17 protein-coding genes are annotated in these 18,040 nt (G+C 64.7%); 11 read left to right on the top strand and 6 right to left on the bottom strand.

Features of this window, described 5'->3' with window-relative positions:
- Window positions 1-59: 59 nt before the first annotated feature.
- From bioC to bioB, 3 genes are read right to left on the bottom strand one after another with little or no spacing between them, the layout of a single operon-like run.
- Entirely contained in the window at window positions 60-863 is an 804-nt protein-coding gene (bioC, locus tag AB5Y64_RS15750) for a malonyl-ACP O-methyltransferase BioC (protein WP_128342944.1), read from the bottom strand.
- Window positions 853-2,049, bottom strand: a complete 1,197-nt coding sequence (bioF, locus tag AB5Y64_RS15745; protein WP_368204206.1) for an 8-amino-7-oxononanoate synthase — start codon at window positions 2,047-2,049, stop codon at window positions 853-855. The genes bioC and bioF overlap by 11 nt, the downstream gene beginning before the upstream one ends.
- Window positions 2,046-3,134 (bottom strand): biotin synthase BioB, encoded by a 1,089-nt coding sequence (gene bioB / locus AB5Y64_RS15740; RefSeq protein ID WP_201872009.1) that lies wholly within the window; start codon window positions 3,132-3,134, stop codon window positions 2,046-2,048. Before bioB ends, bioF begins: the two co-directional genes overlap by 4 nt.
- A 193-nt stretch (window positions 3,135-3,327) precedes the next feature.
- Here bioB and bioA point away from each other — a divergent pair, with 193 nt between their 5' ends.
- Entirely contained in the window at window positions 3,328-4,602 is a 1,275-nt protein-coding gene (bioA, locus tag AB5Y64_RS15735) for an adenosylmethionine--8-amino-7-oxononanoate transaminase (RefSeq protein ID WP_279976361.1), read from the top strand.
- A gap of 135 nt (window positions 4,603-4,737) precedes the next feature.
- Window positions 4,738-5,559 carry a HAMP domain-containing protein gene (locus AB5Y64_RS15730; protein ID WP_279976362.1) on the top strand — a complete coding sequence of 274 codons (822 nt, stop codon included), beginning with the start codon at window positions 4,738-4,740 and terminating at the stop codon, window positions 5,557-5,559.
- Here the strand turns inward: AB5Y64_RS15730 and AB5Y64_RS15725 are convergent.
- On the bottom strand, window positions 5,547-5,849 hold the full coding sequence (locus AB5Y64_RS15725; RefSeq protein ID WP_279976364.1) for a hypothetical protein: 303 nt from the start codon (window positions 5,847-5,849) through the stop codon (window positions 5,547-5,549). The two genes, AB5Y64_RS15730 and AB5Y64_RS15725, sit on opposite strands and share 13 nt — an antisense overlap.
- Before the next feature lie 240 nt (window positions 5,850-6,089).
- Between AB5Y64_RS15725 and asnS the strand changes: the two genes are divergently transcribed.
- From asnS to AB5Y64_RS15710, 3 genes are all read left to right on the top strand, one after another.
- Window positions 6,090-7,490, top strand: a complete 1,401-nt coding sequence (asnS, locus tag AB5Y64_RS15720; protein ID WP_039039869.1) for an asparagine--tRNA ligase — start codon at window positions 6,090-6,092, stop codon at window positions 7,488-7,490.
- Between the two features lie 352 nt (window positions 7,491-7,842).
- The gene (locus AB5Y64_RS15715; RefSeq protein WP_041215561.1) at window positions 7,843-9,186 is read left to right on the top strand and encodes an anaerobic C4-dicarboxylate transporter; all 1,344 of its coding nucleotides are present in this window, start codon (window positions 7,843-7,845) and stop codon (window positions 9,184-9,186) included.
- A gap of 126 nt (window positions 9,187-9,312) precedes the next feature.
- Window positions 9,313-9,969: a hypothetical protein gene (locus AB5Y64_RS15710; RefSeq protein WP_368204205.1), complete on the top strand. Its 657-nt coding sequence runs from the start codon at window positions 9,313-9,315 to the stop codon at window positions 9,967-9,969.
- A gap of 70 nt (window positions 9,970-10,039) precedes the next feature.
- Here the strand turns inward: AB5Y64_RS15710 and AB5Y64_RS15705 are convergent, their stop codons facing one another.
- Together AB5Y64_RS15705 and dcuC are read right to left on the bottom strand one after the other, a co-directional pair.
- Window positions 10,040-11,179 (bottom strand): M20 family metallopeptidase, encoded by a 1,140-nt coding sequence (locus tag AB5Y64_RS15705; RefSeq protein ID WP_368204204.1) that lies wholly within the window; start codon window positions 11,177-11,179, stop codon window positions 10,040-10,042.
- 140 nt (window positions 11,180-11,319) lie between these two features.
- A complete protein-coding gene (gene dcuC / locus AB5Y64_RS15700) occupies window positions 11,320-12,696 on the bottom strand; it encodes a C4-dicarboxylate transporter DcuC (RefSeq protein WP_069652810.1) in 1,377 nt (458 codons plus the stop codon).
- A 285-nt stretch (window positions 12,697-12,981) separates the two neighbouring features.
- On the opposite strand from dcuC, the gene AB5Y64_RS15695 reads away from it, so the two are divergent.
- From AB5Y64_RS15695 to AB5Y64_RS15670, 6 genes are all read left to right on the top strand, one after another.
- The gene (locus tag AB5Y64_RS15695; RefSeq protein WP_010674057.1) at window positions 12,982-13,296 is read left to right on the top strand and encodes a hypothetical protein; all 315 of its coding nucleotides are present in this window, start codon (window positions 12,982-12,984) and stop codon (window positions 13,294-13,296) included.
- 375 nt (window positions 13,297-13,671) lie between these two features.
- Window positions 13,672-14,022, top strand: a complete 351-nt coding sequence (locus AB5Y64_RS15690) for an ArsC family reductase (protein WP_069652812.1) — start codon at window positions 13,672-13,674, stop codon at window positions 14,020-14,022.
- 22 nt (window positions 14,023-14,044) lie between these two features.
- Window positions 14,045-15,172, top strand: a complete 1,128-nt coding sequence (gene dapE, locus AB5Y64_RS15685) for a succinyl-diaminopimelate desuccinylase (RefSeq protein ID WP_368204203.1) — start codon at window positions 14,045-14,047, stop codon at window positions 15,170-15,172.
- Between the two features lie 29 nt (window positions 15,173-15,201).
- A complete protein-coding gene (locus AB5Y64_RS15680; RefSeq protein WP_029314223.1) occupies window positions 15,202-15,888 on the top strand; it encodes a M15 family metallopeptidase in 687 nt (228 codons plus the stop codon).
- Window positions 15,888-16,034 (top strand): hypothetical protein, encoded by a 147-nt coding sequence (locus tag AB5Y64_RS15675; RefSeq protein ID WP_010674048.1) that lies wholly within the window; start codon window positions 15,888-15,890, stop codon window positions 16,032-16,034. The genes AB5Y64_RS15680 and AB5Y64_RS15675 overlap by 1 nt, the downstream gene beginning before the upstream one ends.
- A 268-nt stretch (window positions 16,035-16,302) precedes the next feature.
- Entirely contained in the window at window positions 16,303-18,030 is a 1,728-nt protein-coding gene (locus AB5Y64_RS15670; protein WP_368204201.1) for a potassium/proton antiporter, read from the top strand.
- Window positions 18,031-18,040: the final 10 nt, after the last annotated feature.

The following is an 18,040-nucleotide window of genomic DNA, read 5'->3' as shown; positions in this document are numbered from 1 at the left end:
GGTGAAAGGCAGGCGCGCGTCCTGCCGCTGAAGGGGTGGGTGCGCCGGGTCTTTTTGTGTCAGCGCCGCACCAGGCGCCCTAGGCAGACCTCGTAGCTGGCGGCCAGCAGGCCGTCCGGTTGACGGTGGCGCTCGTAGGCCTCCCCCAGTCGCACCAGGCGCTGGCGATGACCCAGGCCCGCAGACCGCTCGTCGTTGACCTGGCTCGCGCCTATCCCCTTGAGGTCGCGCAGCAGTCCGCTGAGCGCCGGGTAGGCGAGGGACCAGGTCAGCGGGCAGAGTACCGGAGCCTCGAAGCCCCCGTCACGGGCCGCCTGCTGCAACTGAGGCAACGTCAGGAAGCGATTGACATGGTCACGACCATCCACGGCCCGCCAGGCCTCCCGCAGTTGCCACAGTGACCCCGAAAGCAGGGTCGAGAAGAAGACCTGTCCACCGGGTTTGAGCACCCGGTTGAGCTCGGCAAAGGCCTGGGCCGGCCGCTCGCACCACTGCAGGGCCAGGCTGGAGAAGACCCAGTCCAGGCTCTGGTCGGCAAAGGGCAGCCCCTCCGCGTCGCCGCACACCAGGCGGGCTCCGCTGCCGCGAAGGGCCGCCTGGGCCAGCATGCCGGGCGCGAGATCCAGCCCGGTCAGCGTCTCGCAGCGCGGCGCCAGGGCAGGCAGGAAAAAACCGGTGCCGCAACCCAGATCCAGCCCGGCCCCTGAGCGCACCTCTTTCACGCCCCCCTCGTCCATGCGCGCCAGCAGCGACTGCCCCACCTCCTGCTGGAAGCGGGCGTGGGCGTCGTAGTGGCGGGCCGCCGCCCCGAAGCGGCGGGCGAGCTGTGCCTTGTCCACCGACTGGAAACGCTCATGCACCATGGGCGCCCCCTCTCTCGTCAGTGGATGGGCTGGGCCCCAGGGCCTCGAGCAGGCGATCCACGTCATCTTCGCCATGGGCAGCGCACAGGGTGATGCGAAGGCGCGCCGTGCCGACCGGCACCGTGGGCGGGCGGATGGCGCCGGCCCAGACACCGCACTCCCGCAGGCGCTCGGCCAGTTGCAGGGCAGCGACGCTCTCCCCCACCAGCAACGGCTGGATGGGGGTATCGCTTGCCCCAAGCCGCCAGCCGAGCGCCTGCGCCCCCTGCCGGAACCGGGCGACAAGGCGAGCCAGGTGGGCACGAGCCTCGTCGGCTACGCGTACCAACTCAATGCTCTGGCGCACGGCGCACGCCTGGGCGGGGGGCATATGGGTGCTGTAGACATAGTGGCGGGCAAAATTGACCAGGTACTCCACCAGCTCGCGACTGCCACCCACAAAGGCGCCGGCCACCCCGAGCGCCTTGCCGAAGGTCCCCATCTGGATGTGCACGCTGGCCGGAGCAACCCCCTGGGCCACCAGGGTGCCGCGCCCCTCGGCACCCAGCACGCCCAGGCCGTGGGCATCGTCAATCATCAGCCAGTTGCCGCTTCGGGATGCGAGTGTTGCCAGCTCAACCCAGGGGGCCTGATCCCCGTCCATGCTGAAGACCCCTTCCGAGACGATCAGGCCCCGGTTTGGCTCAAGCAGCCGCTCAAGGGCCGCCATGTCGTTGTGGCAAAAGCGCTTCATCTTGCAGGGGAGCTGGCTCCCCATCTCCTGCAGGGAGGCGTGGTTGAGCCTGTCCTGCCACAGCAGGTGATCCTTGCCGAGCAGGGCCTTGAGCACCGCCTGATTGGCGGAGAAGCCGCAGTTGAACAGCAGCACCGCCTCCACCCCGAGCCAGTCGGCAAGCGTCTCTTCCAGCTGCTGGTGAGCGCGGCTGTAACCGGTCACCAGGGGCGAGGCGCCTGCCCCTGCGCCATATTGCGCCACCCCCGCCGTGAAGGCGGCCTTGATGGCGGGGTGACCCGCAAGGCCCAGGTAGTCGTTGCCAGAGACGTTGAGGTAATCGCGCCCCCCGACCCGGATCCGCCCACCGCTCGCCACATCCACCGGGGTGCGTCGGCGCAGCAGGGTGGCCTGTTCACGCTCGGCCAGCGCCTCCCCCAGGGCAAAGGGGCCGGTAACAACGGGCGTCATCATGGACGGAGGACATCTTCGCGGGAACGGGTGGCATCGTAGAAGAGTTCGCTCGGCTCGCTCTGGCGGTTCACCTCGGCCAGCAGCTCCTCCTCTTGAACCTGATCCGGCTTCTGGGCCCGCTGGGCGGGGCGAATGCCAAGGCGCTTGAAGAGCTGCATGTCGCTGTTCTCGTCCGGATTGGGGGTGGTCAGCAGCTTGCAGCCGTAGAAGATGGAGTTGGCCCCGGCCATAAAGCACATGGCCTGCATCTGCTCGTTCATCTTCTCCCGCCCGGCGGAGAGGCGCACGTGGGAGGCCGGCATCATGATGCGCGCCACGGCGATGGTGCGGATAAATTCGAACGGGTCCAGGTTCTCCTGGTTCTCCAGGGGCGTCCCCTTCACCTTGACCAGCATGTTGATGGGCACGCTCTCCGGGTGGCGCGGCAGGTTGGCCAGCGCCATCAGGAGGCCCGCACGGTCTTTCGCCTGCTCTCCCATGCCGACGATGCCGCCGGAGCAGACCTTCATGCCGGCACCGCGCACATGCTCCAGGGTGTCGAGCCTGTCCTGATAGGTGCGGGTGGTGATGATGTCGCCGTAGAACTCCGGCGAGGTGTCGAGGTTGTGGTTGTAGTAATCGAGCCCCGCCGCCCCGAGACGCGCCGCCTGATCGGCGGTCAGCATCCCGAGCGTCATGCAGGTCTCCATGCCGAGCCCGCGCACCTCTTCAATCATGCGCAGGATGTAGGGCATGTCCTTCTCTTTCGGGTTGCGCCAGGCCGCCCCCATGCAGAAGCGGGACGAGCCGTTGGCCTTGGCCTCCCGGGCCCGCTCCAGCACTTTTTCCACCTCCATCAGCCGCTCGGTCTCGAGCCCGGTGTGGTAGCGAGCGCTCTGGGGACAATATTTGCAATCTTCCGGGCAGGCCCCGGTCTTGATGGAGAGCAGGGTGCTTACCTGCACCTCGTTCGGGTCGAAATGGGCGCGGTGCACCGTCTGGGCCTGGAACAGCAGATCGTTGAATGGCAGGGCAAAGAGATCCTGAACCTCGGACAGGGTCCAGTCGTGACGAAGGGCGTGGGCACCCGCGGTGAGAGCATTCATACATGGCTTCCGGTTGTTATTGGTGGGATCCTGCGCCGCGCTCAAGAGAGCGTTCGCCGCAAGACCCGCCAGCTGGACAGCGCGACGCCAGGGCGTGCGCGAAGCCAAGTGGCTGAAATTGTTGGCTAGTGTAGAGAGCACGCGTAGACTGTCAACACCGACCAGATCAAATCAATTGACAATAGAACGCAAAATGACCAACCAAGAATTCGACCTGCACCACGTCTGGCACCCCTATACCTCCCTCACCCATCCCCTGCCCTGCTATGAAGTGGCCAGCGCCAAAGGGGTGACCCTCACCCTGACGGACGGGCGCGAGCTGGTGGATGGCATGAGCTCCTGGTGGGCCTGCGTGCACGGCTACCAGGTGCCTGAGCTCGACGCGGCCGCCACCGCCCAGCTCGGCAAGATGTCCCACGTGATGTTTGGCGGCCTGACCCATGCCCCGGCGGTCGAGCTCTGCCGCAAACTGGTGGAAATCACCCCGAAGGGGCTGGATCGGGTCTTTCTGGCGGATTCCGGCTCGGTGGCGGTGGAGGTGGCCCTCAAGATGGCCCAGCAGTACTGGCATGCCAAAGGGACGCCTCGCGCCAAATTCGTTGCCCTTCGGGGCGGCTATCACGGCGACACCTTCGGCGCCATGAGCGTGTGCGACCCGGATGGCGGCATGCACGAGCTCTACCAGGGCTTCCTGCCCGAGCACCATTTCGTCGAAGCGCCAAGCTGCCGCTTCCACGCCCAGTGGGACGAGCAGAGCGTGGTGGAGCTGGCCACCCTGGTGGCGGATCATCACGAGGAAATTGCCGCCATCGTGCTCGAACCCATCGTCCAGGGGGCAGGCGGCATGCGCTTCTACCACCCCCGCTACCTGCAGTGGGTGCGCGCCCTGTGCGACGAGTTCGGCGTGCTGCTCATAGCAGATGAAATCGCCACCGGCTTTGGCCGCACCGGCCAGCTCTTTGCCTGCGACTGGGCGGGGATCAGCCCCGACATCCTGTGTCTGGGCAAAGCGCTCACCGGCGGCTACCTAACGCTGTCGGCCACCCTCACTACCGAGCATGTCGCCCACACCATCTGTGACGGCAAGGCGGGCGTCTTCATGCACGGCCCCACCTTCATGGGCAACCCGCTCGCCTGCGCGGTAGCCAACGCCTCCATCGAGTTGTTGCTCGCCTCCCCGTGGCAGGCGCGGGTGCAAGCCATCGAACACCAACTCAAAACCGAACTGGTGGAGCTGACCTTGCACCCGGCGGTGGCGGATGTGCGGGTGCTCGGCGCCATCGGGGTGGTGGAGATGAAGGAGCGGGTGGACGTGGCGCGCATCCAGCGCAAGTTCGTGGAGCTGGGCGCCTGGATCCGTCCCTTTGGCAAGCTCATCTACCTGATGCCCCCCTTCGTCATCACGTCCGACGCGCTGCGAGTATTGACCGGCGCCATCCACGAGGCCATCACCAGCGGCCAATATTGAGTCCGGTTGAACGGGCCCTGCATGAGAACGCAGGGCCTTTCGGCGCTTTTTCATCAGAATGTGAGCAAGACACCAAAACCCGTCCGGCGAGGAGAGTAGACTGCGCGGGTTTTACCCAACAGATGTACCAGTCCCATGCGCCTCTCCATTGCTGCCAAGATCAACTTCTTCCTGCTCTTCATCTTCTCCATGGTGTTGGTGTTTTCCGCGGCCTATCAGGCGGTGCGCGAGCGTGACCTCATCCTGACCCTCATCAAGGAACAGAGCCGCGAGCAGACCGAGGCCTACTTCGACGGCCTCAACATGCTGATGCTGACCGGCAAGATGGACGCCCGCGACACCCTGCGCGCCAAGTTTCTCGATCACGCCCACGTGGAAGATGCCCGCATCGTGCGCGGGGCGGCGGTCAACAAGCAGTACGGGCCGGGCCGTGACGTCGAGGCCCCGAAGGACAGGTACGATGCCCTGGCGCTGGCGGGCAAGGGGAGCCTGGAGGTAGAACATGACGGCATGCACAGCCGGCTGGTGGTGACCCGCCCGCTGCTGGCCAGAAAGGATTTTCGCGGTACCGACTGCACCAGCTGCCACCAGGTGCCGGAAAACACCGTACTGGGAGCGGTGCGTTTTGACTACTCCCTCGACACCCTGTTTACCCGGGTGGAGCAGAACATCCTCACCTCGGCCCTGAGCCTCACCCTCATCTTCGGGCTGGGACTCCTGCTCACCCTCTGGGTCATCCGCACCTGGATAGTCCGCCCTCTCAACCAGCTGACCCGCTCCATGGAGGAGGCCACCGATCGCAACGACTTCGGCCACAGGCTGGAGGGGGATGAAGGGGACGAGATTGGCCGGGTGGCGCTCGCCTACAACCAGATGCTCGACAGCGTGGAGCGCCAGATAGGCAAGCGCCCCGCCTCTCAGGGGATGGATGACGGCGACGGCCCTCAGCCCCGGTAGTAAAGCAGCAGGCAGGCCACCAGGATCAGCAGCAGGATGAAGATATTGACGTGGCGGGCATCTTCCTGCCGGCGGCTGCGGCCACGGGCCAGCACCAGCACCACCAGGGTCAGCAGGCAGCAACCCCAGAGCCCGCGCTCCAGCCAGGGGGTAAGCAGGGGGTCCCAGCTCTGGCGCACTTTGACGCCCCCATAGACCAGAAAGCCGTAAGCCACCTCTGGCCGGGCGAAGTGATAGAGGGAGAGCAGGGCGACAAAGCCGCCCCAGCAGAGGATCACCAGCCCCTGCAACACCCGTATCCAGCCATCCGGCCCCCGCCTGCGCTCCTTCACCCTCACCCCCGTCCAGCCGCCATGATCCATGCACGATGCATGGGGAAATCCCCGCAAGGGTCCGACATTTTTGCTTGTTTATCAAACCTGCGCGGGTAAGATGAACGGCTTAGTCTGCCATGGTGGGCCAACTGCGCCCGGGCCAGACCCCTAGTGTTGCAAATAGCGCTGCAAGAACAAGCTGGAGACAATATTTCGATGACGCACGCATCCGTAGTTGATGTGCTGGCCGGTAAGTATTCGGTCGGCACCACCCTGACTGTGAAAGGGTGGATCCGGACCCGCCGCGATTCCAAGGCGGGAATCTCATTTTTGGCCGTTTCCGATGGCTCCTGCTTCCATCCGGTGCAGGCCGTCGCCCCCAATACCCTGGCCAATTACGAGAATGAAGTGCAACGTCTGACCACAGCTTGCTCCGTCGAAGTGACCGGCACCGTGGTCGAGTCCCAGGGCAGCGGCCAGGCGTTCGAACTGCAGGCCACCGAGGTCAAGGTGGTGGGCTGGGTCGAAGATCCGGACACCTACCCCATGTCTGCCAAGCGCCACAGCATCGAGTACCTGCGCGAGCAGGGCCACCTGCGTGCCCGCACCAACATCGTCGGTGCCGTGACCCGGGTGCGCAACTGCCTCTCCCAGGCCATTCACCGCTTCTTCCACGAACAGGGCTACCTCTGGATCGCGGCGCCCCTCATCACTGCCTCCGACACTGAAGGGGCCGGCGAGATGTTCCGCGTCTCCACCCTGGACATGGAAAACCTGCCGCGCACCCCCGAAGGCAAGGTGGACTACGACAAGGACTTCTTCGGCAAGGAGACCTTCCTGACCGTGTCCGGCCAGCTGAACGTCGAAACCTACGCCTGCGCCCTGTCCAAGGTCTACACCTTCGGCCCGACCTTCCGCGCCGAAAACTCCAACACCAGCCGCCACCTGGCCGAGTTCTGGATGGTGGAGCCGGAAGTGGCCTTCGCCGATCTGGAAGACAACGCCGCCCTGGCCGAAGCCATGCTGAAGTACGTCTTCAACGCCGTGCTGACCGAGCGCCGCGACGATCTGGAGTTCTTCGCCCAGCACGTGGACAAGGACGCCATCGGCCGTCTGGAGCGCTTCGTCGCCTCCGACTTCGCCCAGATTGACTACACCGATGCCATCGACGTGCTGCAAAACTGCGGCAAGAGCTTTGAGTTCCCGGTCTCCTGGGGCATCGATCTCTCCTCCGAGCACGAGCGCTACCTGGCCGAGGAGCACTTCAAGTCCCCGGTGGTGGTGAAGAACTATCCGAAGGACATCAAGGCCTTCTACATGCGCCTCAACGACGACGGCAAGACCGTTGCCGCCATGGACGTACTGGCCCCGGGGATCGGCGAGATCATCGGCGGCTCCCAGCGTGAAGAGCGTCTCGAGGTGCTGGATGCCCGTCTGGCCGAGATGGGTCTGAACAAGGAAGACTACTGGTGGTACCGCGATCTGCGTCGCTACGGCACCGTGCCCCACTCCGGCTTCGGTCTGGGCTTCGAGCGCCTGGTGGTCTACGTGACCGGCATGGGCAACGTGCGCGACGTGATCCCCTTCCCCCGTACTCCCCGCACCGCCGAGTTCTAAGGCGACCCGCCCACTCGCACCGTGCAAAAGCCGCCCCCCGGGGTCGGCTTTTTTTATGCCCGCCTCGCTCTTCCCGCACGTGTTATTCCCGCCTTTTGCATTCCAAACCCTGTGCGCTCCCCCATCTTTCCCGTCATTTATCTGGTGTGCGCCAGGAAGCGGTCCCCTGTTCAAGGGCTGAACCGTAGTTTTTATGCACTTAAATCGGAAAAAAGCCGGTTGTTGAAGCAACGCAATTTTTTACCCCTTTAGGGGTGACAAAATATTCATTAACCCTTCAGGGGTAATTGATGACAGCGGATCCCGGGCAGCTGGCCGATGGGGACATGGATAAAACACACGAGGTAATGGAATGATCTTGATGGAATTTTTGGTGGTACTCGGCTGCTTGCTGCTGGGTACCCGCTTCGGGGGCATGGGGCTGGGTCTTATCAGCGGCATTGGTCTGTTCCTGCTGACCTTCGTCTTCGGCCTGGTGCCGGGCGAGCCGCCGGTGCAGGTAATGCTGACCATACTGGCGGTCATTGGCTGCGCCGCCACCCTGCAGACCGCCGGCGGTCTCAACCTGATGATGCAGGTGGCCGAGCGTCTGCTGCGCCGTCACCCCCAGTACATCACCCTGCTGGCGCCGCTCACGACCTGGACCCTCACCTTCCTGTGCGGTACCGGCCACGTGGTCTACACCATGTTCCCCATCATCGCCGACATCGCGCTGCAGAAGAACATCCGTCCGGAGCGCCCCATGGCAGTGGCGTCCGTAGCCTCCCAGATGGCCATCTGCGCCTCGCCGGTCTCGGTGGCCGTGGTCTCCATGGTCTCCATCCTGGCGGCGGCTCACGGCGTGGGTCAGGCCTACGGTCTGCTCGACATCCTGATGGTCGCCATCCCCTCCTCTCTCATGGGTGTCATGATGGCGGCCCTGTGGAGCCTGCGCCGCGGCAAGGATCTGGACAAGGACGAGGAGTTCCAGGCCAAGATCAAGGACCCTGCCCAGCGGGACTTCATCTACGGCGGTGGTGAAACCCTGCTCAACACCAAGTTCCCGAAAGAGGCCTACTGGTCCACCTGGATCTTCTTCGCCGCCATCGCTGCCGTGGTGCTGCTGGGGGCCGATGAGGCGCTGCGCCCCGTCTTCACCATCAAGGAGAAGACGGGGCCCCTCTCCATGAACCTGGTGATCCAGATGATGATGCTGATCGCCGGCGCCATCATCCTGATGCGCTGCAAGGTCAAGCCGGGGGAGATCGCCAACGGCGCCGTCTTCAAGGCGGGCATGGTCGCCATCTTCTCCGTGTTCGGGGTCGCCTGGATGAGTGAAACCTTCTTCCAGGCCCACATGCCGCTGCTCAAGGAGACCCTGGCCCATGTGGTACAGGCCCAGCCCTGGACCTACGCCCTGGTGCTCTTCCTCATCTCCAAGCTGGTGAACAGCCAGGCCGCGGCGCTCACCGCCATCGCCCCCATGGGGCTGGCGCTGGGGGTCGAACCCAAACTGCTCATCGCCTTCCTGCCGGCGAGCTACGGCTACTTCGTGCTGCCGACCTACCCGAGCGATCTCGCCTGCATCGGCTTCGACCGCTCCGGCACCACCCGCATCGGCAAGTTCATCATCAACCACAGCTTCATCATTCCGGGCCTCATCGGGGTGGTGACCTCCTGTACCCTGGGCTTCATCCTGACCAGCATCCTGCTGTAACAGGCATCCAGTGCGAGCGGCTCCCCGTGGGAGCCGCTTTTTTATCCCCGCATCCCCGGCCCGCGCTTTGCCATCGCCCCCCACTCTGGGTAGCATGAGCCCTCTTTTATTCAGCGGAAATCCCCCATGTCTCGCGTCATCCTGCTCTGGAGCGGCGGCAAAGATGCCATGCAGGCCCTCTGCCACGCCCGGGAAGCGGGCCATCAGGTGGTAGCCCTGATCACCTTTGCCCCGCCAGCGCCCCGCTTTCTCGCCCATCCCCTGTCACAGGTTCGCCGTCAGGCGGCGGCCCTCGCACTGCCCCATCAGCTGGTCACCATCGAAGCACCGTTCGATCTCGGTTATGAGCGGGCGCTGGCGGCATTGAAAGAGGAGTGGCAACTCGATGGGGTCGTCACCGGCGACATCGACAGCGTGGGGGGCGCGCCGAACTGGATCCGCGAGCGCTGTCGACCCCTGGGGCTCACCGTTCACACCCCGCTATGGCAACAACCCCGCGAGGCGTTGCTGGCGGACATGCTGGCCCGCGGCATCGTCGCCCACCTCTCCTGCGTCGATACCCGGGTACTGGCCCCCGAGTGGGTGGGGCGCAGGCTCGATGCGGCCACCCTGGCCGAATTGCAGCAACTGGCGGCAACCCGGGGCTTCGATGCCTGCGGCGAGCAGGGGGAGTACCACACCATGGTGACCGACGGCCCCGGGTTTGCGGCGCCGCTGACACTCGGCCACTGGCAGGTGGCGCGCCAGGAGCACCTCGCCTATCTGCTGGAGGACGAGGAATGACGTCTCACGAGGGCGACACATAAAAAACGGGAGGCGCTGGCCTCCCGTTTTGCTTGTCCTTAACGTTGACCTAGTTGGCCAGCTTGCCCAGCACCCGCTTAAGCAGGCGGATGCGCGGCTCGATGCTGTCCAGCAGCAGGAACTCCGCCTCCGAGTGAAAGCCACCCCCCATGGGGCCGAAGCCATCGAGGGACGGCACCCCGGCCGCCGCGGTGAAATTGGCATCGGAGCCGCCACCGGCCTCCAGCCAGGTGAAAGGGACTCCCTCCTCCCTGCCTGCCGCCTCCACCAGTGCCATCAGGGCCTCGGTGTCGCCGCTCGGGCGCATCGCGGGCTTGAAGCTCTGGCGCGCCACCTCGACCCGGCAACCGGCGAGGAAGGGGTTGTTGGCCATGAAGGTGAGCCGGTCGTGCACCGCCTGCGCCTCTTCGTTGCGCCAGAAGCGCAGATCCACGATCGCCTCGGCAAAGTCGGGCACCACGTTGACGCCGGTCCCCCCCTGCACCACCCCCACGTTCATGGTGGTACCGGTTTCCATGTTGACCTGCTGGTTGATGGCGAGCACCCAGTGGGCCAGCTCCGTGATGGCGGAGATCCCTTGTGCCAGGGCCGAACCGGCATGGGAGGCCTTGCCGTGGAAGGTGATGCGGTACTTGGCATTGCCCTTGCGGGCGCTGATGAGATCCCCGCTCGGGCGGGCCGCCTCGGCCACCAGCACGCAGCCGCTCTGTCTGGCCCGCTCCACCAGCCACTCTTTGGACCAGGGGGAACCAATCTCCTCGTCGCAGTTGCAGCAAACCAGCACCTTGAGCCTGGCCAGCACGGCCGGGTCCAGCTCTTTCAAGGCATACCAGGTAGAGAGCAGGCCGCTCTTCATGTCCGAGACGCCGGGGCCAAAGGCCTGATTGCCTTCGATTTTCAGCGGTCGCTTGGCCGCCGTCCCCTCGGGGAAGACGGTGTCCATGTGGCCCACCAGCATGACGTCGTAGTGATCCGCCCCCGGGGCATTGGTTGCCTCGAGGCAGGGGCCGCACTCGGCGGCGAACTGGTGGCGGGTCACCTGCCAGCCGATGGCCTCATATTTCTCGGTCATGATGTCGGCGACCCGGGCCACCCCGGCCGGGGTGCGGGTGCCGCAGTCGAGGTTGATGAGCGGGGCGAGATCCGCCAGATAGGTATCGAGGGAAAACGGGCGCGTGAGGTCGTTCATTGTCTTCTCCATGGAACAATCTGCGTAAAACACAGACTGTTTTTGCAACGATAAGAGTGGGCGGGCACTCGACGCCGTCTCGTCAACGGCGGTCGGCCAGCGTGGATCAACTGGCCGCCGCCTCTACTACACCAGAGCCTTTACATGAACAGCAGATAGTTGAGGAGCAGCGCCGTCACCAGGGCCCCCGCCATGGGCACGCTGGTGCGCTTGACCACCACGAAGGGAGAGACCTTGGCGATGCCCGCACAGGCGATGAGCACCGCCGCGATGGGGGAGACGGTGCGGCCGATGCTCGAGGCGAGCTGCATCGGCAGCAGCATGGTCACCGCTGGCACGCCAAACTTGGCTGCCACCGCGGGGGCCAGGGAGGAGAAACTGAGGAAGGCTGCGTTGCCCGAGCCCATGATGACCGCCGCCACCATGATGAGCCCCACCATCACCAGGGTCATCAGGCCGCTGCCGATGCCGGCATTGCTGGCAGAGTGCAGCAGGGTGTCGATGGCGCCGATGGCCTTGAGGGATTCGGCGAAGAGCTCGGCACAGACGATGAGCGCCACCACGGGGCCGAACACCTTGCCCATGCCGTCGAGGAAGCTGGAGAGCCCCGCGAAGGCGGTGCGCACCGAGCGGGTGCGCAGCAGCTCGCACAGCATGCCGATAAAGACCGACAGCAGCATGGCCACCTCCACGCTGACGCTGATGCTGGTCACCAGGAGCTTGGAGAAGGTCATCATCAGTACGAAGGGGATGATGGGCAGCAGGCCGTACCAGGTTGGCGCGGCCACCTCGTCCGCCCCTTTTTCGTCAAGCTCCGCGTGCTCGCCGCGATGCAGGGCCGGATCCCAGCCCTCCTGACGGTCACAGTGCCGCTGCCAGAAGAAGTGCAGCACCATGGTCACCAGCAGCATGGGGGCCACCAGCCAGATCTGGTAGTCGACGAAGTAGCTGGTGGGATCCATGCCGGATTGACCGGCGGAGAAGATGGCGTTGGTCTGGGTCGGGCCGATTTCGAACGCCTGGGAGGTGGCGATGACGCCGCAGGCGGAAGCCGGGCTGATGCCGAGGTTGCGCATCACAGGGTACATGGTGACCATCAACAGCAGGCCAAGGCCGGTGGCGGAGGTGACGAACAGGGAGACGAAGACCGCCACCAGGTAGCAGATGGCCAGCATCAGGTAGCTGGACTGGATGCCCGCCACCGGTTTGACCGCCACCCGCACCAGGGCCTGGGAGGCGCCGATATGGGACATGTAGGTGGCAAAGCCCGCCACCGCCATGATGGTGAGGCCAAGGCCCGCCGCCCGGTAGGAGAAGATCCCCTTGAACACCTCGAACAGGTCGAACAGGGCGAAGCCGGTGCTCTTGTCAGCGGGCAGAATGGGGTGCAATCCCAGCCAGTAGGCCACCGCAAAGAGGGCCATGCCCGCCAGCGCCAACACCGCCTGCGGGTTGTAATCCTTGATGATGCCGTAGACCACGGCGATCAGCACGAGCAAGACGAAGACGAGTTCCAAGGTGCACTCCTGACAAGATTATCGAGAAGCGCAATTTAGTGGGGGATCTCCCCTTTCCTCTTGATCACCATCAATAAAGATGGAAAAAGCAAACGGTTGTAGATTTTTATTCCGAAAATAAAATTAAAAACGACATTTAACATCAAGGAACTGGATCTAGAATGCTCCCCAGGGTATCCCTGACCAACAACCGCCACTTTGTTTGCGTTGGATCAACATCCCGCCGGGGTGAACTGGCCAAGATGCCCGTCGACACAGAGCGACCATTTCGCACCGGAGAGAGTTATGACAAACCAAGCCACCGCAGGCACCCCGACCTGCGACTGCAAGCTGTGGGACATCCTCGTCGAGTCTGCAAAGGAACGCACCACCATTCGTTACTCCAAACTGGCCAGGCAGGCCGGGCTGGAGCAGTGCCAGGATGAACTGCGTACCCTGCTGCAACGCATCCGCATGTATTGCACCGAAAATCACCTGCCCATTCTCTCCGCCATCGTGATGGATGACGTGGGCAAGTACGCCGGCCTCTCCTCCAGCCTGCCGGATGCCCCCTGGGAGCGGGCACGGGTCTTCGATCACGAGTGGACCACCCTGCACTGAGTGCCGCCCCCTGAATCCGGAACGCGCCCAGACCAGCAGGCGCGTTCTGGTTTTTGGCCCCCGCCGTTTCTTCCCCGGCCCCAGCGGCCCCATCCGGCCAGGTGTGCTTCCCTGTGAGGCGCCCTGCCCCCTGTCGTTCTATCCGGCCAGGTGTGCAGCATAAGGGCCTCCCGCCCCCGGTCTCCCCCTTTGATGCCGCAGCGCATCCCGTCACAGACCAGCGTGTGCTGGCGCGCGGCCCCCTCCCTTCTCCACTCGGCCTGACTGGTAAAACCAGCCCATCCGGCCATGAGCGTTGCCATGGGGAGACCACAATGCCAGAATCGGGCCCTTGCACGATTTCAGGGCCGCCGGCCCGCAGACAAAGGATCCCCCATGGCCACCACCCTCTATGGCATCAAGAACTGCGACACCATCAAGAAGGCCCGCAAGTGGCTGGAAGAGGCGGGTATCGATTACCGCTTTCACGATCACCGCGCCGACGGTCTGAGCCCGGAGCAGCTCGATCTCTGGCTCGCCAAGCTGGGCTGGGAAGCCCTGCTCAACACCCGTGGCACCACCTTCCGCGCCCTGCCGGAAGCAGAAAAACAGGGGCTCGACACCGCCAAGGTCCGTGACCTGCTGCTGGCCCACCCGGCCATGATAAAGCGCCCGCTGCTGGACCAGGACGGCACCCTGACCCTGGGCTTCAAGGCAGACCTCTATCAATCCCTCTTCTCCCGTTAACTTTTTCTGTTAAGGAACACCGATGTCGGACGTCATCACACTGGCCAAGGATCTGATCAGCCGCCCCTCCGTGACCCCCCTGGATGAAGGGTGCCAGACCCTGATGGCGGAGCGCCTCGCACGCCTGGGGTTCGTCATCGAACCCATGGTCTTTGAGGACACCACCAACCTCTGGGCACGCCGTGGCAGCGAGGGTCCCCTCTTCTGCTTCGCCGGCCACACCGACGTGGTACCCGCCGGCCCCCTGGAGAAGTGGGACACCCCGCCATTCGAGCCGACCATCAAGGACGGCATGCTCCATGGCCGGGGCGCCGCCGACATGAAGGGATCTCTGGCCGCCATGGTGGTGGCGACCGAGCGCTTCGTGGCCGAGCACCCGGACCACAAGGGCTCCATCGCGTTTCTCATCACCTCGGATGAAGAGGGGCCCTTCATCAACGGCACGGTGCGCGTCATCGACACCCTGGAGGCACGCAACGAGAAGATCCGCTGGTGCATCGTCGGCGAACCCTCCTCCACCGCCCAGGTCGGGGACGTGGTGAAGAACGGCCGTCGCGGCTCCATCACCGGCGATCTGCTGGTGCGCGGGGTGCAGGGCCACGTCGCCTACCCCCATCTGGCGGACAACCCTATCCACAAGGCGGCCCCGGCGCTGGCGGAGCTCGCCGCCATCGAGTGGGACAAGGGCAACGCCTACTTCCCCCCCACCAGCTTCCAGATCGCCAACATCCAGGGCGGCACCGGCGCCTCCAACGTCATTCCGGGGGAGTTGCAGGTCCAGTTCAACTTCCGCTTCAGCACCGAGCTCACCGATGCGGCTATCCGCGAGCGGGTCGAGGCGCTGCTGACCCGTCACGGCCTGGACTTCGAGCTGAAGTGGACCCTCTCCGGCCAGCCCTTCCTGACGGACACCGGCGCCCTGCTGGACGCCACCGTCGCCGCCGTGGCGGCAGTGAACGGCCAGCAGCCGGCCCTGCTCACCACGGGGGGCACGTCCGATGGGCGCTTCATCGCTCCCACCGGGGCGGAAGTCATCGAGCTCGGCCCGGTCAACGCCACCATCCACAAGGTGAACGAGTGCGTGAAGGCGGACGATCTGGATCTGCTGGCGGACATGTACCAAGGGGTGCTGGCACGACTGCTGGTATGAGCGGTGCTCCGGACAAGAGAGACCAGACCATGAATCAGGATCAACTTCTTGGGCTGGATGAGAGCCACCTCATCCTGGTGGGGCGCGGCCCCCATCGTCTGACCGCCGCCACCGCGGCGGCCTTCAACGACATGCAGGTGGCTGCCGCCCATGCCGGTTTCAACCTGCAGGCGGCCTCCAGCTGGCGCGGCTTCGAGCGCCAGCTCGCCATCTGGAACGGCAAATGGCGCGGGGAGCGCCCTCTGCTGGATGCGCACAACCAGCCCCTCGATGCCCTGCAACTGGGCGAGACCGAGCGACTGCACGCCATCCTGCACTGGAGCGCCCTGCCCGGCACCAGCCGCCATCACTGGGGCACGGATCTCGACATCTACGATCCGGACTGCCTGCCCGCCGGCACCCGGCTCGCGCTGGAACCCTGGGAGTACGAGGCGGGCGGCTGGTTTGCCGATTTGCGCGAATGGCTGGACGATCACATGAACGACTTCGGCTTCTTCCTGCCCTATGCAAAAGGGGAGCAACCGGATCAGGGGGTGGCCTACGAGCCCTGGCACCTGAGCTTCGCGCCCGAATCCGACGGGCTGGCCCTGGATCCGGCGGCGCTGGCGCTTTGTCTGGAACGGGCGGATATTGAAGGCAAGGAGTGCATCCTGGCTCATCTCGACGAGATCCTGGCCCGCTATGTCACCCCGGCACACCACGAAAGGAGATTCTGATGAGCTTGTGGTTATGGATAGGCTTGCCGCTGCTGTTTTTGCTCGGCCTGTTTCTCAACGCCATCAAGGACATGAAGCAGCTCGAGAAACAACTGCCCAAGTACAAGGACAAGATCCGGGAGGTCAAGGACGACGAGGACGACTGACCCTCCTCGCAGGAGCCCGTCGGCGCTCCTGCCCCCTTCCCGTCCACGGCATTTTTCCGCCCTCTGCCGCCCCCTGAGCCGGCCCTGAAAGCCCCATCCATTGCCCCCTTTCCCTGCGCTTTCCCGCGCGGTCACTTCGCCCTCGCCCTGCTTGAAAACTGCGCAACAAACGTAAAAAACTGCAAAACAATGCACAATTAAGCCACACAAAGGGGGTCAATCTGCATATAATGTGCCTGTTTTGCAGCCCGCCATAAGGAGTTCGCCATTGGATGCCACCACCGTCAACAGTTTCTTCTTCATCGGTGCCCTGTTGGTGGGCGCCAGTGTCCTGTTGAGCGCACTCTCCTCCAGAGTCGGCATCCCCATCCTGGTCATCTTCCTCGCCGTCGGCATGCTGGCGGGTGAGGATGGTCCCGGCGGCATCCACTTCGCCGACTACTCGGTCGCCTACCTGGTGGGCAACCTGGCACTGGCCATCATTCTGCTGGACGGCGGCATGCGCACCCGGGTCTCCTCCTTTCGGGTCGCGCTCTGGCCCGCGCTCTCGCTGGCCACAGTCGGGGTGGCCATCACCACCGGCCTCACGGGCCTCGCCGCCGCCTGGCTGTTCGACCTCAACCTGATGCAGGGGATGCTCATCGGTGCCATCGTCGGCTCCACCGATGCGGCGGCGGTCTTCTCCCTGCTCGGCGGGCGCAGCCTCAACGAGCGGGTCAGCGCCACCCTGGAGATAGAATCGGGCAGCAACGACCCCATGGCGGTCTTTCTCACCGTCACCCTGATCGAGGTGCTGGCCACCGCCCAGCAGGGGCTGGATGCCGGCTTCCTGCTGCTGCAACTCGTCAAGCAGTTTGGTCTGGGCGCAGGCATCGGCCTTGCGGGAGGCTGGCTGCTGTGGAAACTCATCAACACCGCTCGCCTCGCCCCCGGTCTCTATCCCCTGCTCACCGTGAGCGGCGGCCTGCTCATCTTCGCCCTCACCACGGCGGTGGGGGGCAGCGGCATCCTGGCCATCTACCTCACCGGCCTGCTGCTTGGCAACCTCTCCCTGCGCAGCCGCAGCACCACCCTCTCCGTGCTGGACGGCCTGACCTGGCTCAGCCAGATCGGCATGTTCCTGGTGCTGGGGCTGCTCGCCTCTCCCCACAAGTTGCTGCCCATCGCCCTGCCGGCGCTGGCCCTGGCCATGTGGATGATCCTGTTTGCCCGTCCGGTGTCGGTCTGGATTGGACTGCTGCCGTTCAAGAACTTCGCGCCCCGCGAGCGCTGGTTCATCTCCTGGGTGGGGCTGCGCGGCGCCGTGCCCATCATCCTGGCGGTCTTCCCCATGATGGCGGGGCTGCCCAATGCCCAGCTCTACTTCAATGTCGCCTTCTTCGTGGTGCTGGTTTCGCTCATCCTGCAGGGCAGCTCGCTGCCACTGGCATCAAAGCTGGCGCGAGTGGAGGTGCCCGCCCCGCCCTCTCCCATCAACCGCTCTGGGCTGGAAATCGATCTCGACAGCCAGTGGGAAACCTTCGTCTATCGCCTGAACGCCGAGAAGTGGTGCATCGGTTCTCCCTTGCGGGAGCTGCGCATGCCCCAGGGCACACGCATCTGCGCCCTGTTCCGCGGCCAGGAGTTGCTCCACCCCTCGGGCAGTACCTGCCTGCAATCCGATGACATCCTCTGCGTCATCGGCCACGAGCACGACCTGCCCGCCCTCGGTCAGCTCTTCAGCCAGGCGCCGGAGCAGGATCTGGGCCCGCGCTTCTTCGGTGACTTCCTGCTGGAGGCCAACGCCAGGCTGGTGGATCTCGCCCCGCTCTACGGGCTGGATGTGAGCGAGGTGGCGGATCAGAGCCTCGGCGATTTTATTGCCCATCAGTTGGGCGATAATCTGGTGGTCGGTGACCATGTCGCCTGGCAGGGACTGCTCTGGACGGTGGCGGAAATGGAAGAGGGTGAACCCCGCAAGATAGGGGTACGCTTCCTGGAAGAAGACCCCGTCTAGGCGCCGGCCA

Source organism: Aeromonas sp. R5-1 (assembly GCF_040908265.1).
Classification (GTDB): domain Bacteria; phylum Pseudomonadota; class Gammaproteobacteria; order Enterobacterales; family Aeromonadaceae; genus Aeromonas; species Aeromonas caviae.
This window is presented reverse-complemented; position numbering and strand designations above follow the sequence as displayed.

Excerpts from the sequence above, each read along its gene's own strand:
- bioC (WP_128342944.1), bottom strand. The coding sequence starts at position 863 with ATGGTGCATGAGCGTTTCCAGTCGGTGGACAAGGCACAGCTCGCCCGC.
- bioF (WP_368204206.1), bottom strand. The coding sequence starts at position 2,049 with ATGATGACGCCCGTTGTTACCGGCCCCTTTGCCCTGGGGGAGGCGCTG.
- bioB (WP_201872009.1), bottom strand. The coding sequence starts at position 3,134 with ATGAATGCTCTCACCGCGGGTGCCCACGCCCTTCGTCACGACTGGACC.
- bioA (WP_279976361.1), top strand. The coding sequence starts at position 3,328 with ATGACCAACCAAGAATTCGACCTGCACCACGTCTGGCACCCCTATACC.
- AB5Y64_RS15730 (WP_279976362.1), top strand. The coding sequence starts at position 4,738 with ATGCGCCTCTCCATTGCTGCCAAGATCAACTTCTTCCTGCTCTTCATC.
- asnS (WP_039039869.1), top strand. The coding sequence starts at position 6,090 with ATGACGCACGCATCCGTAGTTGATGTGCTGGCCGGTAAGTATTCGGTC.
- AB5Y64_RS15715 (WP_041215561.1), top strand. The coding sequence starts at position 7,843 with ATGATCTTGATGGAATTTTTGGTGGTACTCGGCTGCTTGCTGCTGGGT.
- AB5Y64_RS15710 (WP_368204205.1), top strand. The coding sequence starts at position 9,313 with ATGTCTCGCGTCATCCTGCTCTGGAGCGGCGGCAAAGATGCCATGCAG.
- AB5Y64_RS15705 (WP_368204204.1), bottom strand. The coding sequence starts at position 11,179 with ATGAACGACCTCACGCGCCCGTTTTCCCTCGATACCTATCTGGCGGAT.
- AB5Y64_RS15695 (WP_010674057.1), top strand. The coding sequence starts at position 12,982 with ATGACAAACCAAGCCACCGCAGGCACCCCGACCTGCGACTGCAAGCTG.
- AB5Y64_RS15690 (WP_069652812.1), top strand. The coding sequence starts at position 13,672 with ATGGCCACCACCCTCTATGGCATCAAGAACTGCGACACCATCAAGAAG.
- dapE (WP_368204203.1), top strand. The coding sequence starts at position 14,045 with ATGTCGGACGTCATCACACTGGCCAAGGATCTGATCAGCCGCCCCTCC.
- AB5Y64_RS15680 (WP_029314223.1), top strand. The coding sequence starts at position 15,202 with ATGAATCAGGATCAACTTCTTGGGCTGGATGAGAGCCACCTCATCCTG.
- AB5Y64_RS15675 (WP_010674048.1), top strand. The coding sequence starts at position 15,888 with ATGAGCTTGTGGTTATGGATAGGCTTGCCGCTGCTGTTTTTGCTCGGC.